Below are 22,572 nucleotides of genomic sequence, written 5' to 3' on the forward strand. Positions count from 1 at the left end.
CCGTCCTTGAGTGCACTAGACTCAACTTTGTGCAAGCCGTTCGGGTCAGTGCAAGGAGGAGAACGCGAACGTGGACGCCGAGCTGACCAACCGGAGCCGGGACGCGATCAACGCTGCCAGCAACCGGGCCGTGACCGAGGGGCACCCCGACCTCACCCCTGCCCACCTGCTGCTCGCGCTGCTCCAGGGACAGGACAACGAGAACATCACCGACCTGCTCGCCGCGGTCGACGCCGACCAGGCGGCCGTGCGTGCCGGAGCCGAACGCGTGCTCGCCGGGCTGCCGAGCGTGACCGGGTCGACCGTCGCGCCGCCGCAGCCCAACCGCGAGATGCTGGCCGTCGTCGCCGACGCCCAGGCCCGCGCCAAGGACCTGGGCGACGAGTACCTCTCCACCGAGCACCTCCTCATCGCCCTCGCCGCGAAGGGCGGCGCGGCCGGCGAGGTGCTGTCCCAGCAGGGGGCCGACGCCACGAAGCTGCAGGCCGCCTTCCAGAAGACACGAGGACAGCGCCGCGTGACCACCGCAGACCCCGAGGGCCAGTACAAGGCCCTGGAGAAGTTCGGGACCGACTTCACCGCCGCCGCCCGCGAGGGCAGGCTCGACCCGGTCATCGGCCGCGACCAGGAGATCCGGCGGGTCGTGCAGGTGCTCTCCCGGCGGACCAAGAACAACCCCGTCCTCATCGGCGAGCCCGGCGTCGGCAAGACCGCCGTCGTCGAGGGGCTCGCCCAGCGGATCGTCAAGGGCGACGTGCCCGAGTCGCTGAAGGACAAGCGGCTCGTCGCGCTCGACCTGGGCGCGATGGTCGCGGGCGCCAAGTACCGGGGCGAGTTCGAGGAGCGGCTGAAGACCGTCCTCGCCGAGATCAAGGACTCCGACGGGCAGATCATCACGTTCATCGACGAGCTGCACACCGTCGTCGGGGCCGGTGCGGGCGGCGACTCCGCCATGGACGCCGGGAACATGCTGAAGCCGATGCTGGCCCGCGGCGAGCTGCGCATGGTCGGCGCCACGACCCTCGACGAGTACCGCGAGCGCATCGAGAAGGACCCCGCCCTGGAGCGGCGCTTCCAGCAGGTGCTGGTCGCCGAGCCGACCGTCGAGGACTCCATCGCGATCCTGCGCGGGCTCAAGGGGCGGTACGAGGCCCACCACAAGGTCCAGATCGCCGACAGCGCGCTGGTCGCCGCCGCGTCGCTCTCCGACCGCTACATCACCTCCCGCTTCCTGCCCGACAAGGCGATCGACCTCGTCGACGAGGCGGCCTCCCGCCTGCGCATGGAGATCGACTCCTCGCCCGTCGAGATCGACGAACTGCAGCGCGCCGTCGACCGGCTGAAGATGGAGGAGCTGGCGATCGGCAAGGAGACCGACGCCGCCTCCCGCGAGCGCCTGGAGAAGCTGCGCCGCGATCTCGCCGACAAGGAGGAGGAGCTGCGCGGCCTCACCGCCCGCTGGGAGAAGGAGAAGCAGTCCCTCAACCGGGTCGGTGAGCTGAAGGAACGCCTCGACGAGATCCGCGGCCAGGCCGAACGCGCCCAGCGCGACGGCGACTTCGACACCGCGTCCAAGCTGCTCTACGGCGAGATCCCCGCCCTGGAGAAGGAGCTGGAGGCCGCCTCCGAGGCCGAGGAAGAGGTCGCCAAGGACACCATGGTCAAGGAGGAGGTCGGCTCCGACGACATCGCCGACGTCGTCGCCTCCTGGACCGGTATCCCGGCCGGGCGGCTGATGGAGGGCGAGACGCAGAAGCTGCTGCGCATGGAGGACGAGCTGGGCAAGCGGCTCATCGGCCAGACCGAGGCCGTGCGCGCGGTGTCCGACGCCGTACGCCGCTCCCGCGCCGGCATCGCCGACCCCGACCGGCCCACCGGCTCCTTCCTCTTCCTCGGCCCGACCGGTGTCGGCAAGACCGAACTGGCCAAGGCCCTCGCCGACTTCCTCTTCGACGACGAGCGGGCGATGGTCCGCATCGACATGTCGGAGTACAGCGAGAAGCACAGCGTGGCCCGGCTGGTCGGTGCCCCGCCCGGCTACGTCGGCTACGAGGAGGGCGGCCAGCTCACCGAGGCCGTGCGCCGCCGCCCCTACTCCGTGGTCCTGCTGGACGAGGTGGAGAAGGCCCACCCCGAGGTCTTCGACATCCTGCTCCAGGTGCTGGACGACGGGCGCCTGACGGACGGCCAGGGCCGCACGGTCGACTTCCGCAACACCATCCTGGTGCTGACGTCGAACCTGGGCAGCCAGTTCCTGGTCGACCCGATCACCAGCGAGGAGGAGAAGAAGGAGCAGGTCCTGGAGGTGGTGCGCAGCTCCTTCAAGCCGGAGTTCCTCAACCGCCTGGACGACCTGGTCGTCTTCTCGGCGCTCACCAAGCCCGAGCTGGAGCGCATCGCGAAGCTCCAGCTGGACCGCCTGGCCCAGCGGCTCGCCGAGCGGCGGCTCACCCTCGACATCACGCCGGACGCCCTGGCGTGGCTCGCCGAGGAGGGCCTGGACCCGGCGTACGGCGCGCGTCCGCTGCGGCGGCTCGTGCAGTCGGCCATCGGCGACCGGCTCGCCAAGGAGATCCTGTCCGGGGAGATCAAGGACGGCGACACGGTCCGGGTGGACCGCTTCGAGGACGGGCTCCTGGTGGGTCCGGCCACGGGCAAGACGCTGTAGGACCGCCCCGTCACATCGTGAACGCCGAGAAGCGCACCCGCGCCGTCTCGGCGTTCTCGTACTCCACCCTCACCTGCACCACGTGCGCCTCCGCCGTCCCGGGCAGACCGTCCTCGTGGGTCACGTCGAGGCAGAGCGCCCCGCAGACACCGCCGCCGGTGCGGGGCTCAGGGGCGTCCGGGTACGTCTCGCGCAGCCAGCCGCGGACGTCCTCGCGGGGCATCCGCAGCACCGCCGAGTACGAGGTGTCGATGCCCCGCTGCACGGTGCAGTCGTGCACACGGGCGTGCGCGGGAGGCTCGGCGGCGCCGAAGGCCAGGGCCTCGGTGCAGGGCACCGACGCCGCCGCGCCCGCACGGGTGCCGTCGCGGGCCTCGTCGTCGTCCGACCAGGCCCACAGGAACAGGCCGATGACCAGCACGCCGAGGACCACCACCGGCAGCGCCAGGAACGGCAGGACGAGCCCCCACCGCGTATGACCTCTGTCCGCCGCCCGCATGGCGACCGCCCCCTCCGTCGACTGCTCAGGAGGACGGATGCGGGTACCCGGAGGTTGCAGTTGACCGGATCGTGTCAGCCCAGGGCTGACAGGCCCTGTCGGGGCTTGCCACCCCCCTCCCCGCATGGGGGAGGATGGCGGAATCCGTACGAAGGGAAATTCACGGTGACCATCGACCCGTCCTCGATTCCGAACTTCGGGGGCCAGCCCGAGCCGCAGCCCGGCGGCCCGGCCGGCCCCGTCGTCCCGGATCAGGACCTCGTGAAGCAGCTCCTCGACCAGATGGAGCTCAAGTACGTCGTCGACGACGAGGGTGACCTCGCGGCGCCGTGGGAGCAGTTCCGCACCTACTTCATGTTCCGGGGAGAGGGAGACCAGCAGGTCTTCTCCGTGCGGACGTTCTACGACCGGCCCCACGAGATCGAGGCCAAGCCGCAGATCCTGGAGTCGATCGACGACTGGAACCGCCGCACCCTGTGGCCGAAGGTCTACAGCCACACCCACGACGACGGCACGGTCCGCCTCATCGGCGAGGCCCAGATGCTGATCGGCATGGGCGTCAGCCTGGAGCACTTCGTCTCCTCGACGGTCAGCTGGGTGCGCGCGGCGATCGAGTTCGACAAGTGGCTCGTCGAGCAGCTCGGCCTGGAGCAGGAGATCGACGAGGCGGAGAAGCCCGAGGACGACGAGTAGGCGACCCACCCGGGCCTTCACGGCGCGTCGGTGCGTACGAACGGGTACGCGCCGTACGCGCCGTCTGCCGTTTCGGGCGCCCTCAGGCGCCCGCGACGCCCTTCAGCCGCCGCGCCGCCTCCTCCAGCACCCCCGTCCGCTTGCAGAACGCGAACCGTACGAAGGGGGCGCCCTCCTCGCGGTGGTCGTAGAAGACCGCGTTGGGGATGGCGACGACGCCGGCGCGTTCCGGGAGGGAGCGGCAGAAGGCGAAGCCGTCCGGTTCGCCGAGGGGGCGGATGTCGGTCGTGACGAAGTAGGTGCCCGACGGGCGGAAGACGCGGAATCCGGCCTCGTCCAGGCCCGCCGCCAGCAGGTTCCGCTTGGCCAGCATGTCGGCGCGGAAGTCCGTGAAGTACGACTCGGGCAGCGACAGGGCCTCGGCGACCGCGTACTGGAACGGGCCCGCCGACACGTACGTCAGGTACTGCTTCGCCGAGCGCACCGCCGTGACCAGCTCCGGGGCACCCGTGATCCAGCCGACCTTCCAGCCGGTGAACGAGAACGTCTTGCCGCTGCTGGAGATGGTGACCGTGCGCTCGCGCATCCCGGGGAACGTCGCCAGCGGTACGTGCTCGGCGTCGTCGAAGACCAGGTGCTCGTACACCTCGTCCGTCACCACCAGCAGGTCCCGCTCCACCGCCAGCTCGGCGATCGCGGCGAGCTCCTCGCGGGTGAGGACCGTGCCGGTGGGGTTGTGCGGGGTGTTGATCAGCAGCAGCCGGGTCCGGTCGGTGACGGCGTCGCGCAGCTCGTCGAGGTCGAGACGGAAACGGCCCTCCTCGACGTCCGCGCGCAGCGTGACCGGCACCCGGCGGCCGCCCGCCATCGCGATGCACGCGGCGTAGGAGTCGTAGTACGGCTCGAAGGCGATCACCTCGTCGCCGGGCTCCACCAGGGCGAGCAGGGCGGCGGCGATGGCCTCCGTGGCCCCGGCGGTGACCAGGACCTCCGTGTCGGGGTCGTATGCCAGGCCGTAGCGGCGCTGCTGGTGGGCGGTGACGGCGGTGCGCAGCTCGGGCACGCCGGGGCCCGGCGGGTACTGGTTGCCCCGGCCGTCCCGCAGGGCCCGCACGGCGGCCTCCCGGATCTCCTCGGGGCCGTCGGTGTCGGGGAAGCCCTGGCCGAGGTTGATGGCACCGGTGCTCAGGGCCAGGGCGGACATCTCGGCGAAGATCGTCGTCCCGAACTCGGCGAGCCGGCGGTTCAGGAGGGGGCGCGCGCTGGAGGTCATGCCGGTCATCCTCCGCCGAAGCTCTGGAGTTCCTCAACTCTGTGTTGGGCCGGGAGCGGGAAGGGCATCACCGCTCCACGCAAGAGCGAGGCGCCCACGGGGGGCCGCTTCGGGGGAAAAGGAAGGAGGGTGACGCCATGATCGTCGGCATCATCCTGGCGGTGGTCGGAGTCGTCCTGGTCGGGGCGCTGGTCTCCAAGGCCCGTAGGGGCGGTTCCCGGCGGACGGCGCGTCGCGGGGCGTGGGCGTCCACCGGTTCGAGCGGCAGCAGCCACAACAGCTGGTGGGCGGGCGGGGGAGACTCCGGCTCGTCCGACAGCGGCGGCGGGCACCACGGGGGGCACTCCTGCGGCGGCAGCTCGTCCTCCTGCGGCAGCAGCTCGTCCTGCGGCGGCGGGTCCTCCTGCGGGGGCGGCGGTGGCTGCGGCGGCGGGGGCAGCTGACCGGCACCGGCATCCTCAACGGCCGAGCCTGCGGCCTCCGAGCCTGCGGCCTCCGAGCATGCGACCTCCGGGACGGCACCGCCGTCCCCGGGCCGCTGCCTCTGTCGAACGCGGGGTCCGCACCCGGGCGGGCCCCGCGTCGTCGTCGGGTCGGTGTTCGGGGGCGGCCCGTGTCGTCGTGGGGTCGGTGTTCGGGGGCGGCCCGTGTCGTGGGGTTCGCGGTCATGGCCGGACCGCGTTGTCGTAACGGTGCTTGGGGCCCGGACGGGCGGTGTGTCGAATGTCTGTCGGGTGGCCTCGTGTGGCCGGCGGCGGCCTCTCCCGTCTGTAGGACAACTTCCGTCGGCCGGGACGCGCTTCCGCAACGGTGCGGGCCGGACGGTCATGCGCGGGGCTCGTCGGAAACGCGTTCGCCCCCTCCGCCCCGGCTGCGGGTGCGAAGCGGGGCGCACCGGCGCACGCCTCCCCGGCAGCGGCGCACGCCGTGGTTGAACAGTTGAGCTGTGGAGCCCTCTGAGGGATGGAAACCCTACGAACTTGGGTAAAAACGCTGTGGCGGCGCCACCGTTCATGATTCCCTCTAAGTCACCGACGCAGCCCCTAGGACGTCCCGCGGACACCTTCCCCGAACCGGCCGACCGGGCTGATCCGGGCCGACATCCCCCGGTGCCCACCGGGGCGCAGCGGACCCCTCTCACTCTCCTTTGTGTGCTTGCGGAGCCGATCCATGCTCACGACCCTGAAAACCTCCTATACCGACACCCGCGCGGCCGATCTCGCGTGGGCCCTGGGGCGCGAGCCGCTTCCCGCACTGGCCGCGCTCGACCTCGAACTGGCGGACGTGAAACTGCAGTTGCGGCTCCTCGGCGCGTCCCACCAGGTCCTCCTGGAGGAGGAGCGGGGCATCTGCTCGGAGACGGTGGCGTGCATCGCGGGCAGCAGCACCCCGCTTCCGCTCGGCGTCGCCAAGCGGGTGGACGACTGGGAGTACGAGTTCGCGGCCCGCGTCGAGGTCCTCTCGCCCGGCTCCTTCGCGGGCCGCGCCCAGGAGTTGCTGGCCCTCGTCTCCGACCATCCGCACGGCCTCGCCGGTGTCTTCCCCGGCAGCCCGTACGCCTTCACGGCCCTGCTCGCCCAGCACCACGAGGGCCAGGTGCACTGGCGGACGTGGCACGCCTACCCGCAGGACGGGCAGCTGGTGGCGACCCGCACGAAGGTCGGCGTGCGCGCGTCGGCGGCGGTTCTCGTCAACTGAGGTCCTGGGAAAGGCCGCCGGGCCGGCCCGCGACGAGCCGCACGGGCGGAAAATCGTCTCGTACCGATGTCCGTCCCGGGTAAACCAGCACCACACGTGTGGGTGACGAACCGCAGTCGAGACGTGACGTAACGTCGCAGCGTGATCGAGCCGCACGCGCCCGCCCCGCCAGGTTGCCCGCCGCCCTGGAGCGCCCCGGGCGGCCCCGCCGGCCCGGCGCGACTGCCCGTACGGCCCGGCACCGGGCGGTTCCTGGTCCTCGCGGGCGTGTTCGTCTGCGCGGCCTGCGGACTCGTGTACGAGCTGGAACTCGTCGCCCTCGCCTCGTACTTGATGGGCGACTCCGTCACCCAGGCGTCCGTCGTGCTGTCCGTCATGGTCTTCGCGATGGGCATCGGCTCCCTCGCCGCGAAGCGGCTGCGTCCGCTCGCCGCGGCCGGCTTCGGTGCCGTCGAGGCCCTCCTCGCGCTCGTCGGCGGGTGCAGCGCGATGGCCCTGTACGCGGTGTTCGCCTGGACCGGCGGCTGGGGCGGGATGTGGGCCAACGGGCCGCTCTGCCTGCTGGTCGCCTTCTCCCTGGCCACGGGGCTGCTCATCGGCGCCGAAGTGCCGCTGCTGATGGAGCTGATCCAGCGCATCCGCCGCCAGGACGCGGGCGGCGCGGTCGCCGACCTGTCCGCCGCCGACTACGTCGGCGCCCTCGTCGGCGGCCTCGCCTTTCCCTTCCTCCTGCTGCCCTTCCTCGGGCAGTTGACCGGCGCGCTGCTCACCGGCGCGGTCAACGCGGTCGTCGGCGGCGCCCTCGTGCTCGGCCTGTTCCGCCGGGACCTGACCCGGCGCGCCCGCTGGCTGCTGCTGGTCGGCAACGCCCTCGTCCTCGTGCTCCTGGCCTCGGCCGCCGTCCTCGTCGACGACTTCGAACAGGCCGCGCGGCAGGCGGTGTACGGCGATGACGTCCGGGTGGCGCTCCGGACCGACGTGCAGGAGGTCGTCCTCACCGGCGGCACGCACGGGCGGCCCCTCGACCTGTTCCTCGACGGCCGGCTGCGGGTCAGCGGACGTGACGAGCCGCGCTGCCACGAAGCCCTCGTCCACCCCGCGATGAGCGGGCCGCACGCGCGCGTGCTGATCCTCGGCGGCGGGGACGGCCTGGCCGTCCGCGAGGTGCTGCGCCACCGCGCGGTGGACCGGATCGACGTCGTCGAACTCGACCCCGAGGTGGTCCGCCTGGCCCGCACCGACCCGGCCCTGTCCGCGCTCAACCGGCACGCCTTCGGCGACCCGCGCGTGCACGTGACGACCGACGACGCCTTCGGCTGGCTCCGCGGAGCGGACCCGGCGGCGTACGACGTGGTCGTCTCGGACCTGCCCGACCCCCGGATGACGGCGAGCACGAAGCTGTACTCGCAGGAGTTCTACGGCCTCGCGCGGCGCGTGCTGGCCCCCGGTGGCCGGCTCGTGGTGCACGCCGGGCCGGTCGCGTCCGGACCCCGGGCGTACTGGACGGTCGAGGCGACCCTGCGCGCGGCCGGTCTGCGCACCGCCCCCTACGGCACGGGCGGCCGCCGTCCCGATGGCGCCGCCGGGCCCGACCGCACCCCCGCCGACCGCTCCCGGGCGCCCCGCGACTGGGGTTTCGTCCTGGCCGCGCGCACCGAGCCGCGGCTGCGGCTGGACCCGGACGGCCCCCGGCCCCGGGCTCTCACCCAGGCGTCCCTCACCGCGGGGGCACGGGCGGCGCGCGGCACGCGCATCGAGGGGCTGCCGGCGTCGACGCTGGTGCATCCGCGCTACTGACGGGTGTACCCCAGCCGCCTTGGTCGGCTGGGGTACCCGTGATGCCGGGTGGTGGGTGCGTGACGCTGACCGGTGCTCTCGCGTCACCGGAGGGGGCGGCCGGAGGATACGCCTGGTGGGGGTGGATCGGGGGCGAATCCCTCGGGCGAGGGTGCGTTTCGGGCTGTGCTGGGTAGAGTCCGTCGACATGGAGCACGAGGTGTTCGTTCCGGTTCCGGCCGAGCGGCTGAGGGAGGTGCTGGACGACCCCGCGCGGGTCGCCCGGGCCGTTCCGGGGCTCCAGCAGGACGCCGGCGCCGAGCCCGTCACCGGGCGGCTGAAGATCCGGGTCGGCAGTCACTCCGTCACCTACCGGGGCGCCGTACGCGTGTCCCGGCGGGACGACGCGTACGCCGTCGAGGGCGAGGCCGAGGAGTCGCGCGGCAGCGGCTCGGTCAAGATCGCCCTGCGGATCGCCCTGCGCGAGGCGGAGGACGGCTGCACCCTCGTCTATGAGGGCACGGCCGCGGCGGACGGACGGATCACGGAATTCCCGGGGGACGCGGTGGAGGGGGCCGTCACCCGGCTGCTGAACCGTTTCGCGGAGCAGCTGGCCGCGGCGGCGCCGGAGAGCACCACGTTCCTCGCCACGCAGGACTTCGAACCGCGCGCGACGACGGACCACGAGACGACGCCCGACGCGGACGACGAGGCACCGCCGCCCCCGCCCGTGAGCGAGGGTGAGGGAGACGTGGCCGGGGCCGAGGGGGGTGCGGCCGGCGAGAAGGCCCCCTCCGATCCCGGCCTGACCGAGGAGCCCCCGTCCCCCGAGCGCCCCTCCTCCTTCGGCGCCGACGTCCCGCTCTCCCCGCCCGGACCCGCGCGCCCCGCGCGCCCCGAGGACGACGAGGACGGCGAGGACGGTGACGACGACGCGGACGACGAGGACATCGCCGAGGCGGCACACGCGCGGCGGACCATGATCGGACGCAGTGCCGAGGAGGTCGACCACGCCCCGCCGCGCGGCCGGTACGCCCCCGTGCCCGCGCCGCAGACCGTGACGGCCACGACCCCGCTGCGCTGGGCGGCCCCCGCCGCGGCCCTGGCCCTGGCGTCGGCCGTCGTGGCGGTCCGTGCCCTGCGCAGACGCCGCTGATCCATGCGGCGGCCGGGCGGCACAGGCAGCACATCCCGGCCCGGCCCGGGCGGACACCCCCGCACCACGCAACGACCCGCGGAACACCCCGGCCCGGCCGCGCAGGGGCCCCCGCACCACGCAACGAGCGCCCGGCACATCCCGGCCGACCCCCGCCGACACCCCCGCACCACGCCACGAGCGCCCGGCACATCCCGGCCGACCCCCGCAGACACCCCCGCACCACGCCACGAGCGCCCGGCACATCCCGGCTCCGCCCATCTCCCGGCCCGGCCCGGCGGACTCCGTGCTGCATCGCGTGACGGCCGGGTGGTGGTGCCCCCGCCCTGCCCTTGGCGCATCCGGCCGAAGTGCACCGTCGCCGGTGAGGCCCTCTTGATCGTCGCAGTAGGGTCGTCCCGTGAGTGACCGAGACATCACGCTGACCGCGGGTGACGCGGAGGTGACCGTGCAGCCGGGCAACGGCGGCCGGGTCGGAGGACTGCGGATCGGCGGCGTCGAACTGCTGCGCCAGGGCGAGCGGTTCGGCTGCTTCCCGATGGCGCCCTGGTGCGGCCGGATCCGGGACGGGCGGTTCCTGGACGGCGCCGAGGTGCGGCAGATGCCGCTGAACGCCCCGCCGCACGCCATCCACGGCACCGTCCGCGACCACGCCTGGCGCACCGCCCGCACGAGCACGCACGAGGCCGTCCTCACGTACGAGCTCGTCGACCCCTGGCCCTACCCGGGCCTCGTCACCCAGATCGTCGCCCTCACCGAGGACGCGCTGACGCTGACCATGTCCGTCGAGACGTACGAGTCGTCCTTCCCGGCGCAGATCGGCTGGCACCCCTGGTTCAACCGCAACCTCGGCGGCGAGGACGTCACCCTCGACTTCGACCCGGCCTGGCAGGAGGAGCGCGGCGAGGACCACCTGCCCACCGGCAACCGTATCGACCCGAAGCCCGGCCCCTGGGACGACTGCTTCGGCATGCCCGGCGGCGTCGAGGCCACCCTGACCTGGCCCGGGCAACTGGAGCTGAAGGTGACCAGCCGCGAGGAGTGGGTCGTGGTCTACGACGAGCAGCGGGAGGCCGTGTGCGTGGAACCGCAGACCGGCCCGCCCAACGGCCTCAACACCCTGCCGCGCCTGGTCACGCCCCTGGAGCCGCTGGAGGCCACCACGACCTGGAGCTGGCGCCGCCTCTAAGCTGGGCGGCATGACGGACACTCGCGGCGCGCTGCTGCAGCAGATCAAGGACAAGGCCGTGGTGCACGGCAAGGTGACCCTCTCGTCGGGTCTGGAAGCCGACTACTACGTCGACCTGCGGCGGATCACGCTCGACGGCGAGGCCGCGCCGCTGGTCGGGCAGGTGCTGCTGGATCTGACCGCTGACCTGGAGTTCGACGCGGTGGGCGGGCTCACCATGGGCGCCGACCCGGTCGCCGCCGCCATGCTGCACGCGGCCGCCGCGCGCGGGAAGCGCCTGGACGCCTTCGTCGTGCGCAAGGCCGCCAAGGCGCACGGCCTGCAGCGGCGCGTCGAGGGCCCGGACATCGCGGGCCGCCGCGTGCTGGTCGTCGAGGACACCTCCACCACCGGTGGCTCCCCGCTCACCGCCGTCGAGGCCGTGCGCGAGGCCGGGGCCGAGGTCGTCGCCGTCGCGACCATCGTCGACCGCGCGACCGGCGCCGCCGAGAAGATCCAGCAGGGCGCCGGGGTGCCGTATCTCTTCGCCTTCTCCAAGGACGAGCTGGGCCTCGACTGACCGGGGACCGACCAGGGCGTGGACGTGGCCTGGACCTTCCGGCCAAGTCTGGAAAGATGGGGCCGACGATGACGTCGCACCCCAAGGTCTAGGTCAGGGCCGTTAGACACAGCAGTACGCCAACCCGCAGATACAAGGAGCGGACGCATGCCCATCGCAACTCCCGAGGTCTACAACGAGATGCTGGACCGGGCGAAGGCAGGAAAGTTCGCCTACCCGGCCATCAACGTGACCTCCACCCAGACCCTGCACGCGGCCCTGCGCGGTTTCGCTGAGGCGGAGAGCGACGGCATCGTCCAGATCTCCACGGGTGGCGCCGAGTTCCTGGGCGGTCAGTACAACAAGGACATGGTCACCGGCGCCGTCGCCCTGGCCGAGTTCGCGCACATCGTCGCCGAGAAGTACCCGGTGAACGTCGCGCTGCACACCGACCACTGCCCCAAGGACAAGCTCGACGGGTACGTACGGCCGCTCCTGGCGCTGTCCCAGAAGCGCGTCGAGGCCGGTCTGAACCCGCTGTTCCAGTCGCACATGTGGGACGGCTCGGCCGAGACCCTCGCCGACAACCTCGCCATCGCGCAGGAGCTGCTGGAGCAGGCCCGCGCCGCGAAGATCATCCTCGAGGTGGAGATCACCCCGACCGGCGGCGAGGAGGACGGCGTCTCCCACGAGATCAACGACTCCCTCTACACCACGGTCGACGACGCGATCCGCACCGCCGAGGCCCTCGGCCTCGGTGAGAAGGGCCGCTACCTGCTCGCCGCGTCCTTCGGCAACGTGCACGGCGTGTACAAGCCGGGCAACGTCGTCCTGCGCCCCGAGCTGCTGAAGGAGCTGAACGAGGGCGTCGCCGCCAAGTTCGGCAAGCCTTCCCCGTTCGACTTCGTCTTCCACGGCGGCTCCGGCTCCACGGAGGAGGAGATCCGCACCGCGCTGGAGAACGGCGTCGTGAAGATGAACATCGACACCGACACCCAGTACGCGTTCACGCGCCCGGTCGCGGACCACATGTTCCGCAACTACGACGGCGTCCTGAAGGTCGACGGCGAGGTCGGCAACAAGAAGACCTACGACCCGCGCACCTGGGGCAAGCTGGCCGAGGCGTCCATGGCCGCCCGCGTGGTCGAGGCCTGCGGCAACCTGCGCTCGACCGGCACGAAGATCAAGTAGTCCCGGTCCGCTCGCACACGTCGGAGCCCGGCACCTCCTGAGGTGCCGGGCTCTTCCGTATGCTCCCTTCATGCCCGATGTCCGGTTGGCCTCACCGCAGGGCAAGTGGGTCCTGCTCACCACCGTCCTCGGCTCCAGCATGGCGATGCTGGACTCGACCGTCGTCAACGTCGCCCTGCCGCGCATCGGCCGCGACCTCGACGCGAACCTGTCCGCCCTGCAGTGGACGGTCAACGCCTACATGGTCACGCTGGCCGGGCTGATCCTGCTCGGCGGGGCGCTGGGGGACCGGTTCGGGCGGCGGAGGGTGTTCGTCGTCGGCGTGGCCTGGTTCGCGGTGGCGTCGCTGCTGTGCGGGATCGCGCCGAACGCGGGCGTGCTGATCGCCGCGCGGGCCCTGCAGGGGGTGGGCGGGGCGCTGCTCACGCCCGGGTCGCTGGCGCTGATCCAGGCGTCCTTCCACCCCGACGACCGGGGGCGGGCGGTGGGCCTGTGGTCCGGCTTCGGCGGGATCGGGGCGGCGGTCGGGCCGTTCGTCGGCGGCTGGCTGGTGGACGGGCCGGGCTGGCGGTGGGTGTTCCTGCTGAACGTGCCGCTGGCGCTGGTGTGCGTGCCGGTCGCGCTGCGGCACGTCCCCGAGTCGGGGGACGGTTCGGCCCACGGGCGGTTCGACGTGCTCGGGGCGGCGCTGGGGGCGCTGGCGCTCGCGCTGGTCACGTACGCGCTGATCGAGGCCGGGGACGGCGGCTGGGCGGTGGCGGTCTCGGCGGTGGCCGGGCCGGCCGCTGCCGTCGCGTTCGTGGTCGTCGAGCGGCGCCGGCCCGATCCGATGATGCCGCCGGACATCTTCGCGTCCCGGCAGTTCACGGCCGTCAACCTCGTCACGCTGTGCGTGTACGCGGCCCTCGGCGGGTTCTTCTTCCTCGCCGCGCTCCAGCTCCAGGTGGTCGTGGGCTACTCGGCCCTGGCCGCCGGTACGGCACTGCTGCCGACGACCGCGCTGATGCTGCTGCTGTCGGCGCGCTCCGGGGAACTGGCCGACCGCATCGGGCCGCGGATCCCGCTGACGGTGGGACCGCTGCTGTGCGCGGCCGGGATGCTGCTGATGCTGCGGGTCGGGCCGGGGGCGTCCTACCTCACCGACGTGCTGCCGGCGCTGCTCGTGCTCGGGCTGGGCATGGTCACGCTGGTGGCACCGCTGACGGCGACGGTGCTGGGTTCGGTGAGCGTGGTGCGGGCCGGGCTGGCGAGCGGCATCAACAACGCGGCGGCCCGGGCGGCGGGTCTGATGGCGGTGGCGGCGCTGCCGCTGCTGGTGGGCATGGGGGAGGAGGCGTACCGGGAGCCGGCCGCCTTCGACACGGCGTTCGGGAAGGCGATGGGGTGGTGTGCGGGGGCGATGGTGCTGGGGGCGCTGATCGCTGCCGCGGTGGTGCGCCGGCCGCCGCCGGACTGCAAGCGGCCGGAATGCCTGCGGCACGGGGGTGTGACGGCGCCGCCGCTGGAGGGGGAGCCGGTGCGCAAGCGGGTGGGGTAGCGGGACCTCCGCCATGCCGCAGACTTGAGGCATGTCCATTCACGAGAACCTTCTCGGGGGCCCGCCCCCGACCCACCTCCCCGATGACCCCGGGCCGCGCGAAATGCTCGCGGCGGGCGCCGCGTCCGTCGAGGTCGCCGGTGCGCACCCCACCTCCTCGCTCGCCTGGGCGCAGCTCGCCGACGAGGCGTTCGAGCGGGGCGCGGCCGTGGAGTCCTACGCCTACGCCCGCACGGGCTACCACCGCGGCCTGGACGCGCTGCGCCGCAACGGCTGGAAGGGCCACGGCCCGGTGCCGTGGGAGCACGAGCCGAACCGCGGCTTCCTGCGCGCCCTGCACGCCCTCGCCCGCGCCGCGCAGGCGATCGGCGAGCAGGAGGAGTACGAGCGCTGCTCCCAGTTCCTGAAGGACTCCTCGCCGACGGCGGCGCAGGTCCTGGGCTGACATCCGGTCCGTGCACGCGAGGCCCGTCCCCGAAAGGCGGGCCTTGCGGTTTCGGGGGACGATTGCGCAAGATGCCCTCGGGGACCGGGGCCCCCGTGTCGGATTCGGCAGGGGCGGACCGCTACCCGGAGTTATACGCAGGAGACAGCGATGTCCCACGAGGCTCACGAGCCCGAGACCCCGCATCTCGACTTCCACGGCACGACGCCGTACGAGGACTACGTCAAGGCGGACGTCCTCACCCACCTCCAGCACACCCTCTCCGACGACCCCGGAGAGATGGTCTTCCTGGTGACGACCCAGGTGATGGAGCTGTGGTTCACCGTCATCGTCCATGAATGGGAGACGGCGGCCGGCGCGCTGCGGGGTGACGACATCCCGACCGCCATCCACGCGCTCAAGAGGTCCGTCCGCGAACTGGAGGCGCTCAACCACTCCTGGAAGCCGCTCGCGCAGCTCACGCCGGCCCAGTTCAACTCGTACCGCAGCGCCCTCGGTGAGGGCTCGGGCTTCCAGTCGGCGATGTACCGGCGCATGGAGTTCCTGCTCGGTGACAAGTCCGCGTCGATGCTGGTCCCGCACCGGGGCGCGCCGCGCGTGCACGCCGAGCTGGAGAAGGCGCTGCACGAGCCGAGCCTGTACGACGAGGTCGTGCGGCTGCTGGCGCGGCGCGGGCACGACATCCCTCAGGACGTGCTGCGGCGTGACGTCTCGAAGCGCTACGAGCCGTCGCCGCAGGTGGAGGCGGCCTGGACGGCCGTCTACTCGGGCGACGAGAGCGACGAGGTCGCCCGGCTGGGCGAGGCGCTGAGCGATGTCGCCGAGCTGGTGTGGCGCTGGCGCAACGACCACCTGGTCGCCACCCGCCGCGCGATGGGCGCCAAGACGGGGACGGGCGGCTCCGCCGGGGTGGCCTGGCTGGAGAAGCGCGCCCAGAAGAACGTGTTCCCCGAGCTGTGGACGGCGCGGTCCTATGTCTGACCTGGCGATCATGGCGCAGAAGCTGGACGCCGTCGACGAACTGGCCCGCAGCCGCGCCGACTTCGTCCTCGACAGCACGTCGGACGGTGCGGACGACGCCGCGGTCGTCTACCTCGACGGCAACTCCCTGGGCGCGCTGCCCGCCGTGGTCCCCGGCCGGGTCGAGGACGTCGTACGCCGCCAGTGGGGCGAGCTGCGCATCCGGTCCTGGGAGGAGAGCGGCTGGTGGACGGCGCCCGAGCGGATCGGTGACCGGATCGCCCCGCTGGTCGGGGCGGCGCCCGGGCAGATCGTGGTGGGCGACTCCACCAGCGTCAACGTGTTCAAGGCGCTGGTGGGCGCGGTGCGGATGGCCGGGGAGGGGCGGGACGAGATCGTCGTCGACGCGACGACCTTCCCCACCGACGGCTACATCGCCGAGTCCGCCGCCCGGATGACCGGCTGCACGCTGCGGCCCGTCGCCCCGGCGGAGGTGCCGGGCGCGCTGGGCGAGCGCACCGCCGCCGTGCTCCTCAACCACGTCGACTACCGCACGGGCCGGCTGCACGATCTGCCCGGTCTGACCGCCGCCGTGCACGCGGCCGGGGCGGTCGCCGTCTGGGACCTGTGCCACAGCGCGGGCGCGCTGCCGGTCGGGCTGGACGAGCACGGCGTGGACCTCGCGGTCGGCTGCACCTACAAGTACCTGAACGGCGGGCCCGGTTCACCGGCGTACCTGTACGTGCGGCGCGAGCTGCAGGACCGTTTCGACTCGCCGCTGCCCGGCTGGAACTCGCACGCGGAGCCGTTCGGCATGCGCACCGGCTACGAACCGGCCCCGGGCGCGCTGCGCGGCCGGGTCGGCACGCCCGACATCCTCTCCATGCTCGCCCTGGAGGCGGCCCTGGAGGTCTGGGACGGGGTGCGGGTCGAGGCGGTGCGGGCCAAGTCCCTGGCGCTGACGGACTTCTTCCTGGAGTGCGTGGCGGCGTATGTGCCGCAGGGCCGGGTGGAGTGTGTGACACCGGTGGCGCACGAGGAGCGGGGCAGTCAGATCGCGCTGCGCTGTGACGACGCCGGTGAGGTGATGAAGCGGCTGATCGAGCGGGGCGTGGTCGGTGACTTCCGGGCACCGGACGTGCTGCGCTTCGGCTTCACCCCGCTGTACGTGGGATTCGCCGACGTGGAGCGGGCGGCCCGGGTGCTGGCGCGGACTCTGGCCTGAGCGGCATTGGCCGGGACGCCCCCGCGGGGTCCCGGCCCGCCGCCCGGGCAGGCCTGTCGGTGTCGCGGCCCCTCCCGCCGGGGCGCCCCCGCGGTGTCCCGGCCCGCGGCGGTCCGTGCGCTCTTCACCGAGCGTGACATCTGCGCGTCCGCGCATGTCACGCGCCTGGTACCGTCCCGGCCAACGGCTGACCCCCTCAACCGGTCCGCCCCGTACGGTTCTTCGCTGGAGGGTTGGAGCATGACGGACGACGTCGCAGCAGCGCGGGCCGCTGCCGAGGAGAAGTCGGCCTTCTCCCACCCGCCCGTCGACCCCGACGCCACCGTGGCCTACGGCGACCATCCGGACCAGGTGATCGACCTCTTCGCACCGCGCCGCGCGGGCGGCCCCGGCCCCGCCCCGGTCGTGGTCGCGCTGCACGGCGGTGCCTGGCGGGCGCCGTACGACCGGCACCACCTCAGCCCTTTCGCGGACGTCCTCGCCCGCCGCGGATTCGCCGTGGCCAGCGTCGAGTACCGGCGCGGTGGGGACGGCGACGCGGTCGCGGGCCGCTGGCCCGACACCTTCGACGACGTCGCCGCCGCGCTGGACGCCCTCCCGGCGCTGGTACGCCAGGCGCTGCCGCAGGCCGACCCGCGCCGAACGGTCCTCACCGGTCACTCGGCGGGCGGACATCTCGCCCTGTGGGGCGCCGCCCGGCACGTCCTGCCGGCCGACTCGCCCTGGCGCGGCGGCGGTCCGGTGTCCCTGCGCGGCGTCGTCGCCCTCGCCCCGATCGCGGACCTGGCCGTCGCCGACAAGCTGGACGTGTGCGGCGGCGCCGCCCGCCAACTGCTGGGCGGGGACGGGCACTTCGCCGAGCGGCAGCCGTACGCGGACCCCTCGCTGCTGCTCCCCACCGGCATCGCCACCACGCTCGTCCAGGGCCGTGCGGATCTCGACGTGCCACAGGCGGTCGCCGAGTCGTACGCGGAGGCGGCGGCGAAGGCCGGGGAGATGGTGGGGGTGACGCTGCTGGAGGACGTGGGGCACTTCCCGCTGATCGACCCGGCGGCGGACGCGTGCGCGGTCGTCGTGGAGGAGATCGCCCAACTGGCCTGGTGAGCGGCGCGCACGGCACGGTTTCCCGGCGGTGCGGCAGCGCCTTCGCCGACCCGTGGGACCGGCCCCCCGGCGCGTCCCGGGTCATACCCGTAGTACCTGAGAGCTACGGCACAGGTGAGTTCCCCGGTGGGACGCGGACGAGGCCTCCTGATCCGTAACTTCCCTTTCACGCAGCCCCGATGGACGGGTGCGCTGGAGGGGGACGACCATGGGGTCCGCGCCGCAGTACCACCATGACGGCGGCAGGCGCCGCGCCGGCCGATGGCGCCGCGCCGCGCTCGCCGCCCTCGTCACGGGCGCGGTGGTGTTCCCCCTCTCCGCGGCCGTACGCCCGCAGACCCCCGCCCCGGCGCCCGCCTCCCTCGCACCGCTGCGCGCGGCGACGCTCGAGCGCGCCTACGCGGCCAACCGGGCCAACGCCGCCGAGGCGGCCCGCATGGCGGCGGCCCACCACGACCGGGACCGCGCCACGACGGACCGTCGACTCGCCTCCTCCACGCGGCGTTTGCTCCACTTCGACGGCCGCGGCCCCGGCCTGGTGACGGAGGTCCTCGGCGACCTCGCCCGGGCCGACCGCATCGCCGTCCTGGTCCCCGGCTCCGACACGAGCCTCGACACCTACGGCCGGTTCCGCGCGACGGCCCTCGCCCTGCACCGGCAGCTCACCCGGCAGGCCCCGGCGGGCACCCGCACCGCGGTCGTGGCCTGGCTGGGCTACGAGACCCCGGGCACGGTCAGCACGACGGTCACCACGACCGGCAGGGCGGAGCAGGCGGCCCCGCGCCTGCGGGCACTGGTCGCCGACCTGCGGGCCGTGGCGGGCCAAGGACCGCGTATCGCGCTGCTGTGCCACTCCTACGGCTCGGTCGTCTGCGGCCGCTCCGCCGCCGGGCTCGCCGTCGACGACATCGCGCTCGTCGGCAGCCCCGGCACCGGCGCGGACTCCGCCGCCGGGCTGCGCACCCGGGCCCGCGTCTGGGCGGCCCGCGGCGCCGACGACTGGGTGGAGCACGTGCCGCACCTCAGCGTGGACCTGTTCGGCACCACCGCCGGCTTCGGCACGGACCCCGTCTCCCCGGCCTTCGGCGCCCGGGTCTTCGCGGCCGGCGACGCCGGCCACAGCGAGTACTTCAGCCCCGGCTCGACCTCCCTGACCAACCTGGCCCGGATCGTCCTGGGCCGGACCGAGGCGGTGACCCATGACTGACATCGGCGTACGCGCCGTCCGGCGGGGTGCGCGCCGGGGTGCCGACCGCATCGGAGCGGCCACCCCGCCCGGCCGCGACCGGGCCGTGGACGCCCTGCGGGCCGCCGCCGTTCTCGGTGTCGTCCTGGGGCACTGGCTCGTCACGGCCCTGGTGTCCGACGGCCGCACCCTGCGCACGGCCAGCCCGCTCCAGCACCTGCCGTGGCTGACCCCCGTCTCCTGGATGCTCCAGACGCTCGCCGTGTTCTTCCTGGTCGGAGGCCATGTCGCCACCCGCGCTCACGTCTCGGCCCGGGCCCGTGGCGTCCCGTACCACCGGTGGCTGACGGACCGGCTGTCCCGGCTGTCCAGGCCGGTCGCCGCCGTCCTCACCCTGTGGACGGTCGCCGCCCTCGCGCTGCTGCTGTCGGGCACCGAGTACGGCACGGTCCGGACCCTGGTGAAACTGGCCCTGTCCCCGATGTGGTTCCTCCTGGTGTACGCCTGCCTGACCGCGGCGACCCCGCTGCTGGCCCGGCTCAACCCGCTGTGGCCGCTGGCCGTCGTGCTGCACGTGGACCTTCTGCGCTTCGGCCTCGGTGGCCCGTCCTGGCTGGGCTGGGTGAACGTGGTGGCGGCCTGGACCGTGCCGTACACGCTGGGCGCGGCCTGGACCCGGGGCGAGCTGGAGGGCCGCCGCGCGGGCTGGACCCTGCTCGTGGGCGGTGCGGCGGCGACCGCGGTGCTCGTCCTCTGGGCGGGCTATCCGGCCTCCATGGTCGGTGTCCCGGGCCGGGCCATGTCGAACCTGTCCCCGCCGACCCTGGCCGTCGTCACGTTCGGCCTGGCCCAGTGCGGTGCCGCCCTGCTGCTGCGCGAGCGGCTGCGGCACGCGATGCGCCGGCCCCTGGCGTGGGCGGCGGTGGCCCTGGTCAACCTGTCCGCGATGACCGTCTTCCTCTGGCACCAGACGGCCATGATGGCGACGACCGCGACCGGCCTCCTCGCGGGCAGGCTGCCCGGCCTGCACACACCGCCGGACGGACTGGACTGGGTGGGGGCCCGGCTGCTGTGGCTGCCGGTGTTCGCGTCGGCCCTGGCCGTGTGCTGGGCCGCCTTCCGCTTCTTCGAGCGGAGCGGCACCGGGGGGAGCGGCACCGGGCGGACCGGTGCCGGGCGGACCGGCACCGGGCGGAGCGGCACCGGGCGAAGCAGCACCGGGCAGACGGGCACCGGGCGGACCGGTGCCGGGCGGGCCGTCGAGGGGTGGGCCGGTGGCGGGGCGGAGCGGGGGTCGCGGGTGGTGCGGGCGCACCGTCCGTCCGGCCGGGACACAGCGGCAGGGGCGCGCCATGTCTAGGCTGAGCCGCGTGACGGACACGGGGGTGGGGCGCGCGCTGCGAGCGCGCGTCACGGGCTGGCTGCGGGGTGTGCGCGAGGACCTGTGGACCGTCCGCGTCGATCCGCTGCCGCCCTCCACGTGGCTGCGCTGGTTGCCGCACGGGCTGGTGTGCCTGGCCGCCTTCGGCGTCACGCTCGGCGGCACGGGTGACATGACGGACAACGGGCATCTCGCTCCCGGACTCGCCCTGATGATCGCGGGCGGGCAGGGCGGTGCCATGGTGCTGGGGCTGTGGCGGCCGGTGCCGGCGTGGTGGCTGTCCCTGGGCCTGTTCGTCCTGGGCGCCGCCACGGTGCGCACCCGGCTCGGCTTCGGCCTGGAGACCTACACCTGGCCCTGGACCGCGGCCGGGATCGTCGCCGAGCTGTTCGTGCTGCTGCTGCTCGCGCTGCGGGTGCCCACCCGTGCGGCGGTGGCGGCCCTGACGCTGACCTGGCTCGCCACGTACGCGTTCGAGAGCCTGTGGCCCGGGGGTGCCTACGACACCACCGGCGTGCTGGCGATCGCCCTGTTCACCGTCGTCGTGATACTGGGCAGCGCCCTGCGCGGCCGCCGTGAGGCCCGCGCGCAACTCGTCGAGCAGACCACCCTCACCGCCGAGGAACGCACCCGCCGCACCCTGCTGGAGGAGCGCAGCCGCATCGCCCGGGAGCTGCACGACGTGGTCGCGCACCACATGTCGGTCATCTCCATCCAGGCGCAGGTCGCCCCGCACCTCGTCGAGAACCCGCCCGACGAGCTCCGGGAGAACCTCGCGGGCATCCGGCAGAACGCCCTGGAGGCCCTGACCGAACTGCGCCGCGTGCTGGGCGTGCTCCGCTCGGAGCACCCCGGACCGGAAGCGCCGTACGGCGGCACCGGGGACGGGGCCACACCGCACGCCCCGCAGCCCACGCTCGACCGGCTCGACGTACTGGTGGCCAACGCCCGGGCCGTCGGCCGCGAGGTCGTCACGGACATCCGGGGCGAGCGGCGCCCGCTGCCGCCCGGCGTGGAACTGTCGGCGTACCGGATCGTGCAGGAGGCACTGAGCAACGCCCTGCGGCACGCGCCCGGCGCGCGGATCACGGTCCGTCTCACCTACGATCCGGACGGCCTGGAGGTGGAGGTCGTCAACGGCCGCCCGACCGGGCCGCCCCCGCCGTCGACGGGCGCCGGGCACGGACTGCTCGGCATGCGGGAGCGGGTCGCGATGCTCGGCGGCACCATGACGGCACACCCCTGGCACTGGGACGGCTTCAAGGTCACCGCCTTCCTCCCGGACACCCCGCCCGCCGACGCCCCGGGCACCGACCACCGCACCACCCCCCGGAGAGGGACCTCATGACGAGCGGCACCGGCGCACCCATCCGGGTTCTCATCGTCGACGACCAGGCCATGGTCCGGCAGGGCTTCACCGTCCTGCTCGGCATCCAGCCCGACATGGAGGTCGTCGGCGACGCGAAGAGCGGCGAGGGCGGTATCGCCGCGGCCGCCGAACTCGTGCCGGACGTCGTCCTGATGGACATCCGCATGCCCGGCATCGGCGGTATCCAGGCCACCGCGCGGATCACCGCGGCCCACCCCGACACGCGGGTGCTGGTGCTCACCACCTTCGACCTCGACGAGTACGTGTACGACGCGCTGCGGGCCGGAGCCTCCGGGTTCCTGCTGAAGGACGCGTCGTCCGAGCAGCTCGCCGAGGCGGTCCGGGTCGTCGCGGCCGGGGAGGCGCTGCTCGCCCCGGTCATCACGCGCAAGCTGATCGCCGAGTTCTCCCGGCTCGACGGCAAGCCCCGCGCCCCGCTCAAGGAACGCGTCGGCGATCTGACCGAGCGCGAGACGGAGGTGCTCTCGCTGATCGCGCAGGGCCTGTCGAACGCGGAGATCGCCCAGCACCTGTTCGTGGCCGAGCAGACGGTGAAGACGCACGTCGGCAGGATCCTGGTGAAGCTGGGCCTGAGGGACCGCACACAGGCGGCGGTGTTCGCCTACGAGTCGGGACTGGTGCGGCCCTCGGGGTACTGAGGGGCGGCGCGGCGGGCCTCGTAGT

20 protein-coding genes are annotated in these 22,572 nt (G+C 73.5%); 18 read left to right on the forward strand and 2 right to left on the reverse strand.

Features of this window, described 5'->3' with window-relative positions; translation table 11 throughout:
* Positions 1–70: 70 nt before the first annotated feature.
* A complete protein-coding gene (clpB, locus tag ACFV20_RS25465) occupies positions 71–2,668 on the forward strand; it encodes an ATP-dependent chaperone ClpB (RefSeq protein ID WP_385660014.1) in 2,598 nt (865 codons plus the stop codon).
* 10 nt (positions 2,669–2,678) lie between these two features.
* Here clpB and ACFV20_RS25470 read toward each other — a convergent pair whose 3' ends face one another.
* Positions 2,679–3,167 carry a hypothetical protein gene (locus ACFV20_RS25470; RefSeq protein ID WP_385660015.1) on the reverse strand — a complete coding sequence of 163 codons (489 nt, stop codon included), beginning with the start codon at positions 3,165–3,167 and terminating at the stop codon, positions 2,679–2,681.
* 165 nt (positions 3,168–3,332) lie between these two features.
* On the opposite strand from ACFV20_RS25470, the gene ACFV20_RS25475 reads away from it, so the two are divergent.
* Positions 3,333–3,860 carry a YbjN domain-containing protein gene (locus tag ACFV20_RS25475; RefSeq protein ID WP_234848941.1) on the forward strand — a complete coding sequence of 176 codons (528 nt, stop codon included), beginning with the start codon at positions 3,333–3,335 and terminating at the stop codon, positions 3,858–3,860.
* 82 nt (positions 3,861–3,942) lie between these two features.
* Here ACFV20_RS25475 and ACFV20_RS25480 read toward each other — a convergent pair whose 3' ends face one another.
* Entirely contained in the window at positions 3,943–5,142 is a 1,200-nt protein-coding gene (locus ACFV20_RS25480) for a pyridoxal phosphate-dependent aminotransferase (RefSeq protein ID WP_385660017.1), read from the reverse strand.
* A gap of 128 nt (positions 5,143–5,270) precedes the next feature.
* Here ACFV20_RS25480 and ACFV20_RS25485 point away from each other — a divergent pair, with 128 nt between their 5' ends.
* From ACFV20_RS25485 to ACFV20_RS25560, 16 genes are all read left to right on the forward strand, one after another.
* Positions 5,271–5,576: a hypothetical protein gene (locus tag ACFV20_RS25485; RefSeq protein ID WP_385660019.1), complete on the forward strand. Its 306-nt coding sequence runs from the start codon at positions 5,271–5,273 to the stop codon at positions 5,574–5,576.
* Between the two features lie 727 nt (positions 5,577–6,303).
* Positions 6,304–6,831: a DUF2617 family protein gene (locus tag ACFV20_RS25490; protein ID WP_385660020.1), complete on the forward strand. Its 528-nt coding sequence runs from the start codon at positions 6,304–6,306 to the stop codon at positions 6,829–6,831.
* A 141-nt stretch (positions 6,832–6,972) separates the two neighbouring features.
* Entirely contained in the window at positions 6,973–8,628 is a 1,656-nt protein-coding gene (locus tag ACFV20_RS25495; protein WP_385660022.1) for a polyamine aminopropyltransferase, read from the forward strand.
* Between the two features lie 187 nt (positions 8,629–8,815).
* Positions 8,816–9,763, forward strand: coding sequence for an SRPBCC domain-containing protein (locus tag ACFV20_RS25500; protein ID WP_385660024.1), 948 nt, complete (start codon positions 8,816–8,818; stop codon positions 9,761–9,763).
* 400 nt (positions 9,764–10,163) lie between these two features.
* On the forward strand, positions 10,164–10,952 hold the full coding sequence (locus tag ACFV20_RS25505; protein WP_385660026.1) for an aldose 1-epimerase: 789 nt from the start codon (positions 10,164–10,166) through the stop codon (positions 10,950–10,952).
* A gap of 10 nt (positions 10,953–10,962) precedes the next feature.
* Positions 10,963–11,511 carry an orotate phosphoribosyltransferase gene (gene pyrE / locus ACFV20_RS25510; protein WP_385660028.1) on the forward strand — a complete coding sequence of 183 codons (549 nt, stop codon included), beginning with the start codon at positions 10,963–10,965 and terminating at the stop codon, positions 11,509–11,511.
* A 147-nt stretch (positions 11,512–11,658) separates the two neighbouring features.
* Entirely contained in the window at positions 11,659–12,681 is a 1,023-nt protein-coding gene (gene fbaA / locus ACFV20_RS25515; RefSeq protein WP_385660029.1) for a class II fructose-bisphosphate aldolase, read from the forward strand.
* 70 nt (positions 12,682–12,751) lie between these two features.
* The gene (locus ACFV20_RS25520; RefSeq protein WP_385660031.1) at positions 12,752–14,218 is read left to right on the forward strand and encodes an MFS transporter; all 1,467 of its coding nucleotides are present in this window, start codon (positions 12,752–12,754) and stop codon (positions 14,216–14,218) included.
* Positions 14,219–14,249: 31 nt separating this feature from the next.
* Positions 14,250–14,663, forward strand: a complete 414-nt coding sequence (locus tag ACFV20_RS25525) for a DUF3151 domain-containing protein (protein ID WP_190198187.1) — start codon at positions 14,250–14,252, stop codon at positions 14,661–14,663.
* Between the two features lie 150 nt (positions 14,664–14,813).
* Positions 14,814–15,644, forward strand: a complete 831-nt coding sequence (locus ACFV20_RS25530) for a tryptophan 2,3-dioxygenase family protein (protein WP_385660032.1) — start codon at positions 14,814–14,816, stop codon at positions 15,642–15,644.
* Positions 15,637–16,848: a kynureninase gene (gene kynU, locus ACFV20_RS25535; protein ID WP_385660034.1), complete on the forward strand. Its 1,212-nt coding sequence runs from the start codon at positions 15,637–15,639 to the stop codon at positions 16,846–16,848. Before ACFV20_RS25530 ends, kynU begins: the two co-directional genes overlap by 8 nt.
* A gap of 240 nt (positions 16,849–17,088) precedes the next feature.
* A complete protein-coding gene (locus ACFV20_RS25540) occupies positions 17,089–17,952 on the forward strand; it encodes an alpha/beta hydrolase (protein WP_385660036.1) in 864 nt (287 codons plus the stop codon).
* Positions 17,953–18,160: 208 nt separating this feature from the next.
* The gene (locus tag ACFV20_RS25545) at positions 18,161–19,159 is read left to right on the forward strand and encodes an alpha/beta hydrolase (protein ID WP_385660038.1); all 999 of its coding nucleotides are present in this window, start codon (positions 18,161–18,163) and stop codon (positions 19,157–19,159) included.
* Positions 19,152–20,498 (forward strand): acyltransferase, encoded by a 1,347-nt coding sequence (locus ACFV20_RS25550; RefSeq protein ID WP_385660039.1) that lies wholly within the window; start codon positions 19,152–19,154, stop codon positions 20,496–20,498. The genes ACFV20_RS25545 and ACFV20_RS25550 overlap by 8 nt, the downstream gene beginning before the upstream one ends.
* Positions 20,491–21,867 carry a sensor histidine kinase gene (locus ACFV20_RS25555; RefSeq protein WP_385660041.1) on the forward strand — a complete coding sequence of 459 codons (1,377 nt, stop codon included), beginning with the start codon at positions 20,491–20,493 and terminating at the stop codon, positions 21,865–21,867. Before ACFV20_RS25550 ends, ACFV20_RS25555 begins: the two co-directional genes overlap by 8 nt.
* Positions 21,864–22,547, forward strand: coding sequence for a response regulator (locus tag ACFV20_RS25560; protein ID WP_385660043.1), 684 nt, complete (start codon positions 21,864–21,866; stop codon positions 22,545–22,547). Before ACFV20_RS25555 ends, ACFV20_RS25560 begins: the two co-directional genes overlap by 4 nt.
* Positions 22,548–22,572 lie beyond the last annotated feature (25 nt).

It is taken from the genome of Streptomyces sp. NPDC059696, from assembly GCF_042733745.1.
GTDB lineage: Bacteria > Actinomycetota > Actinomycetes > Streptomycetales > Streptomycetaceae > Streptomyces.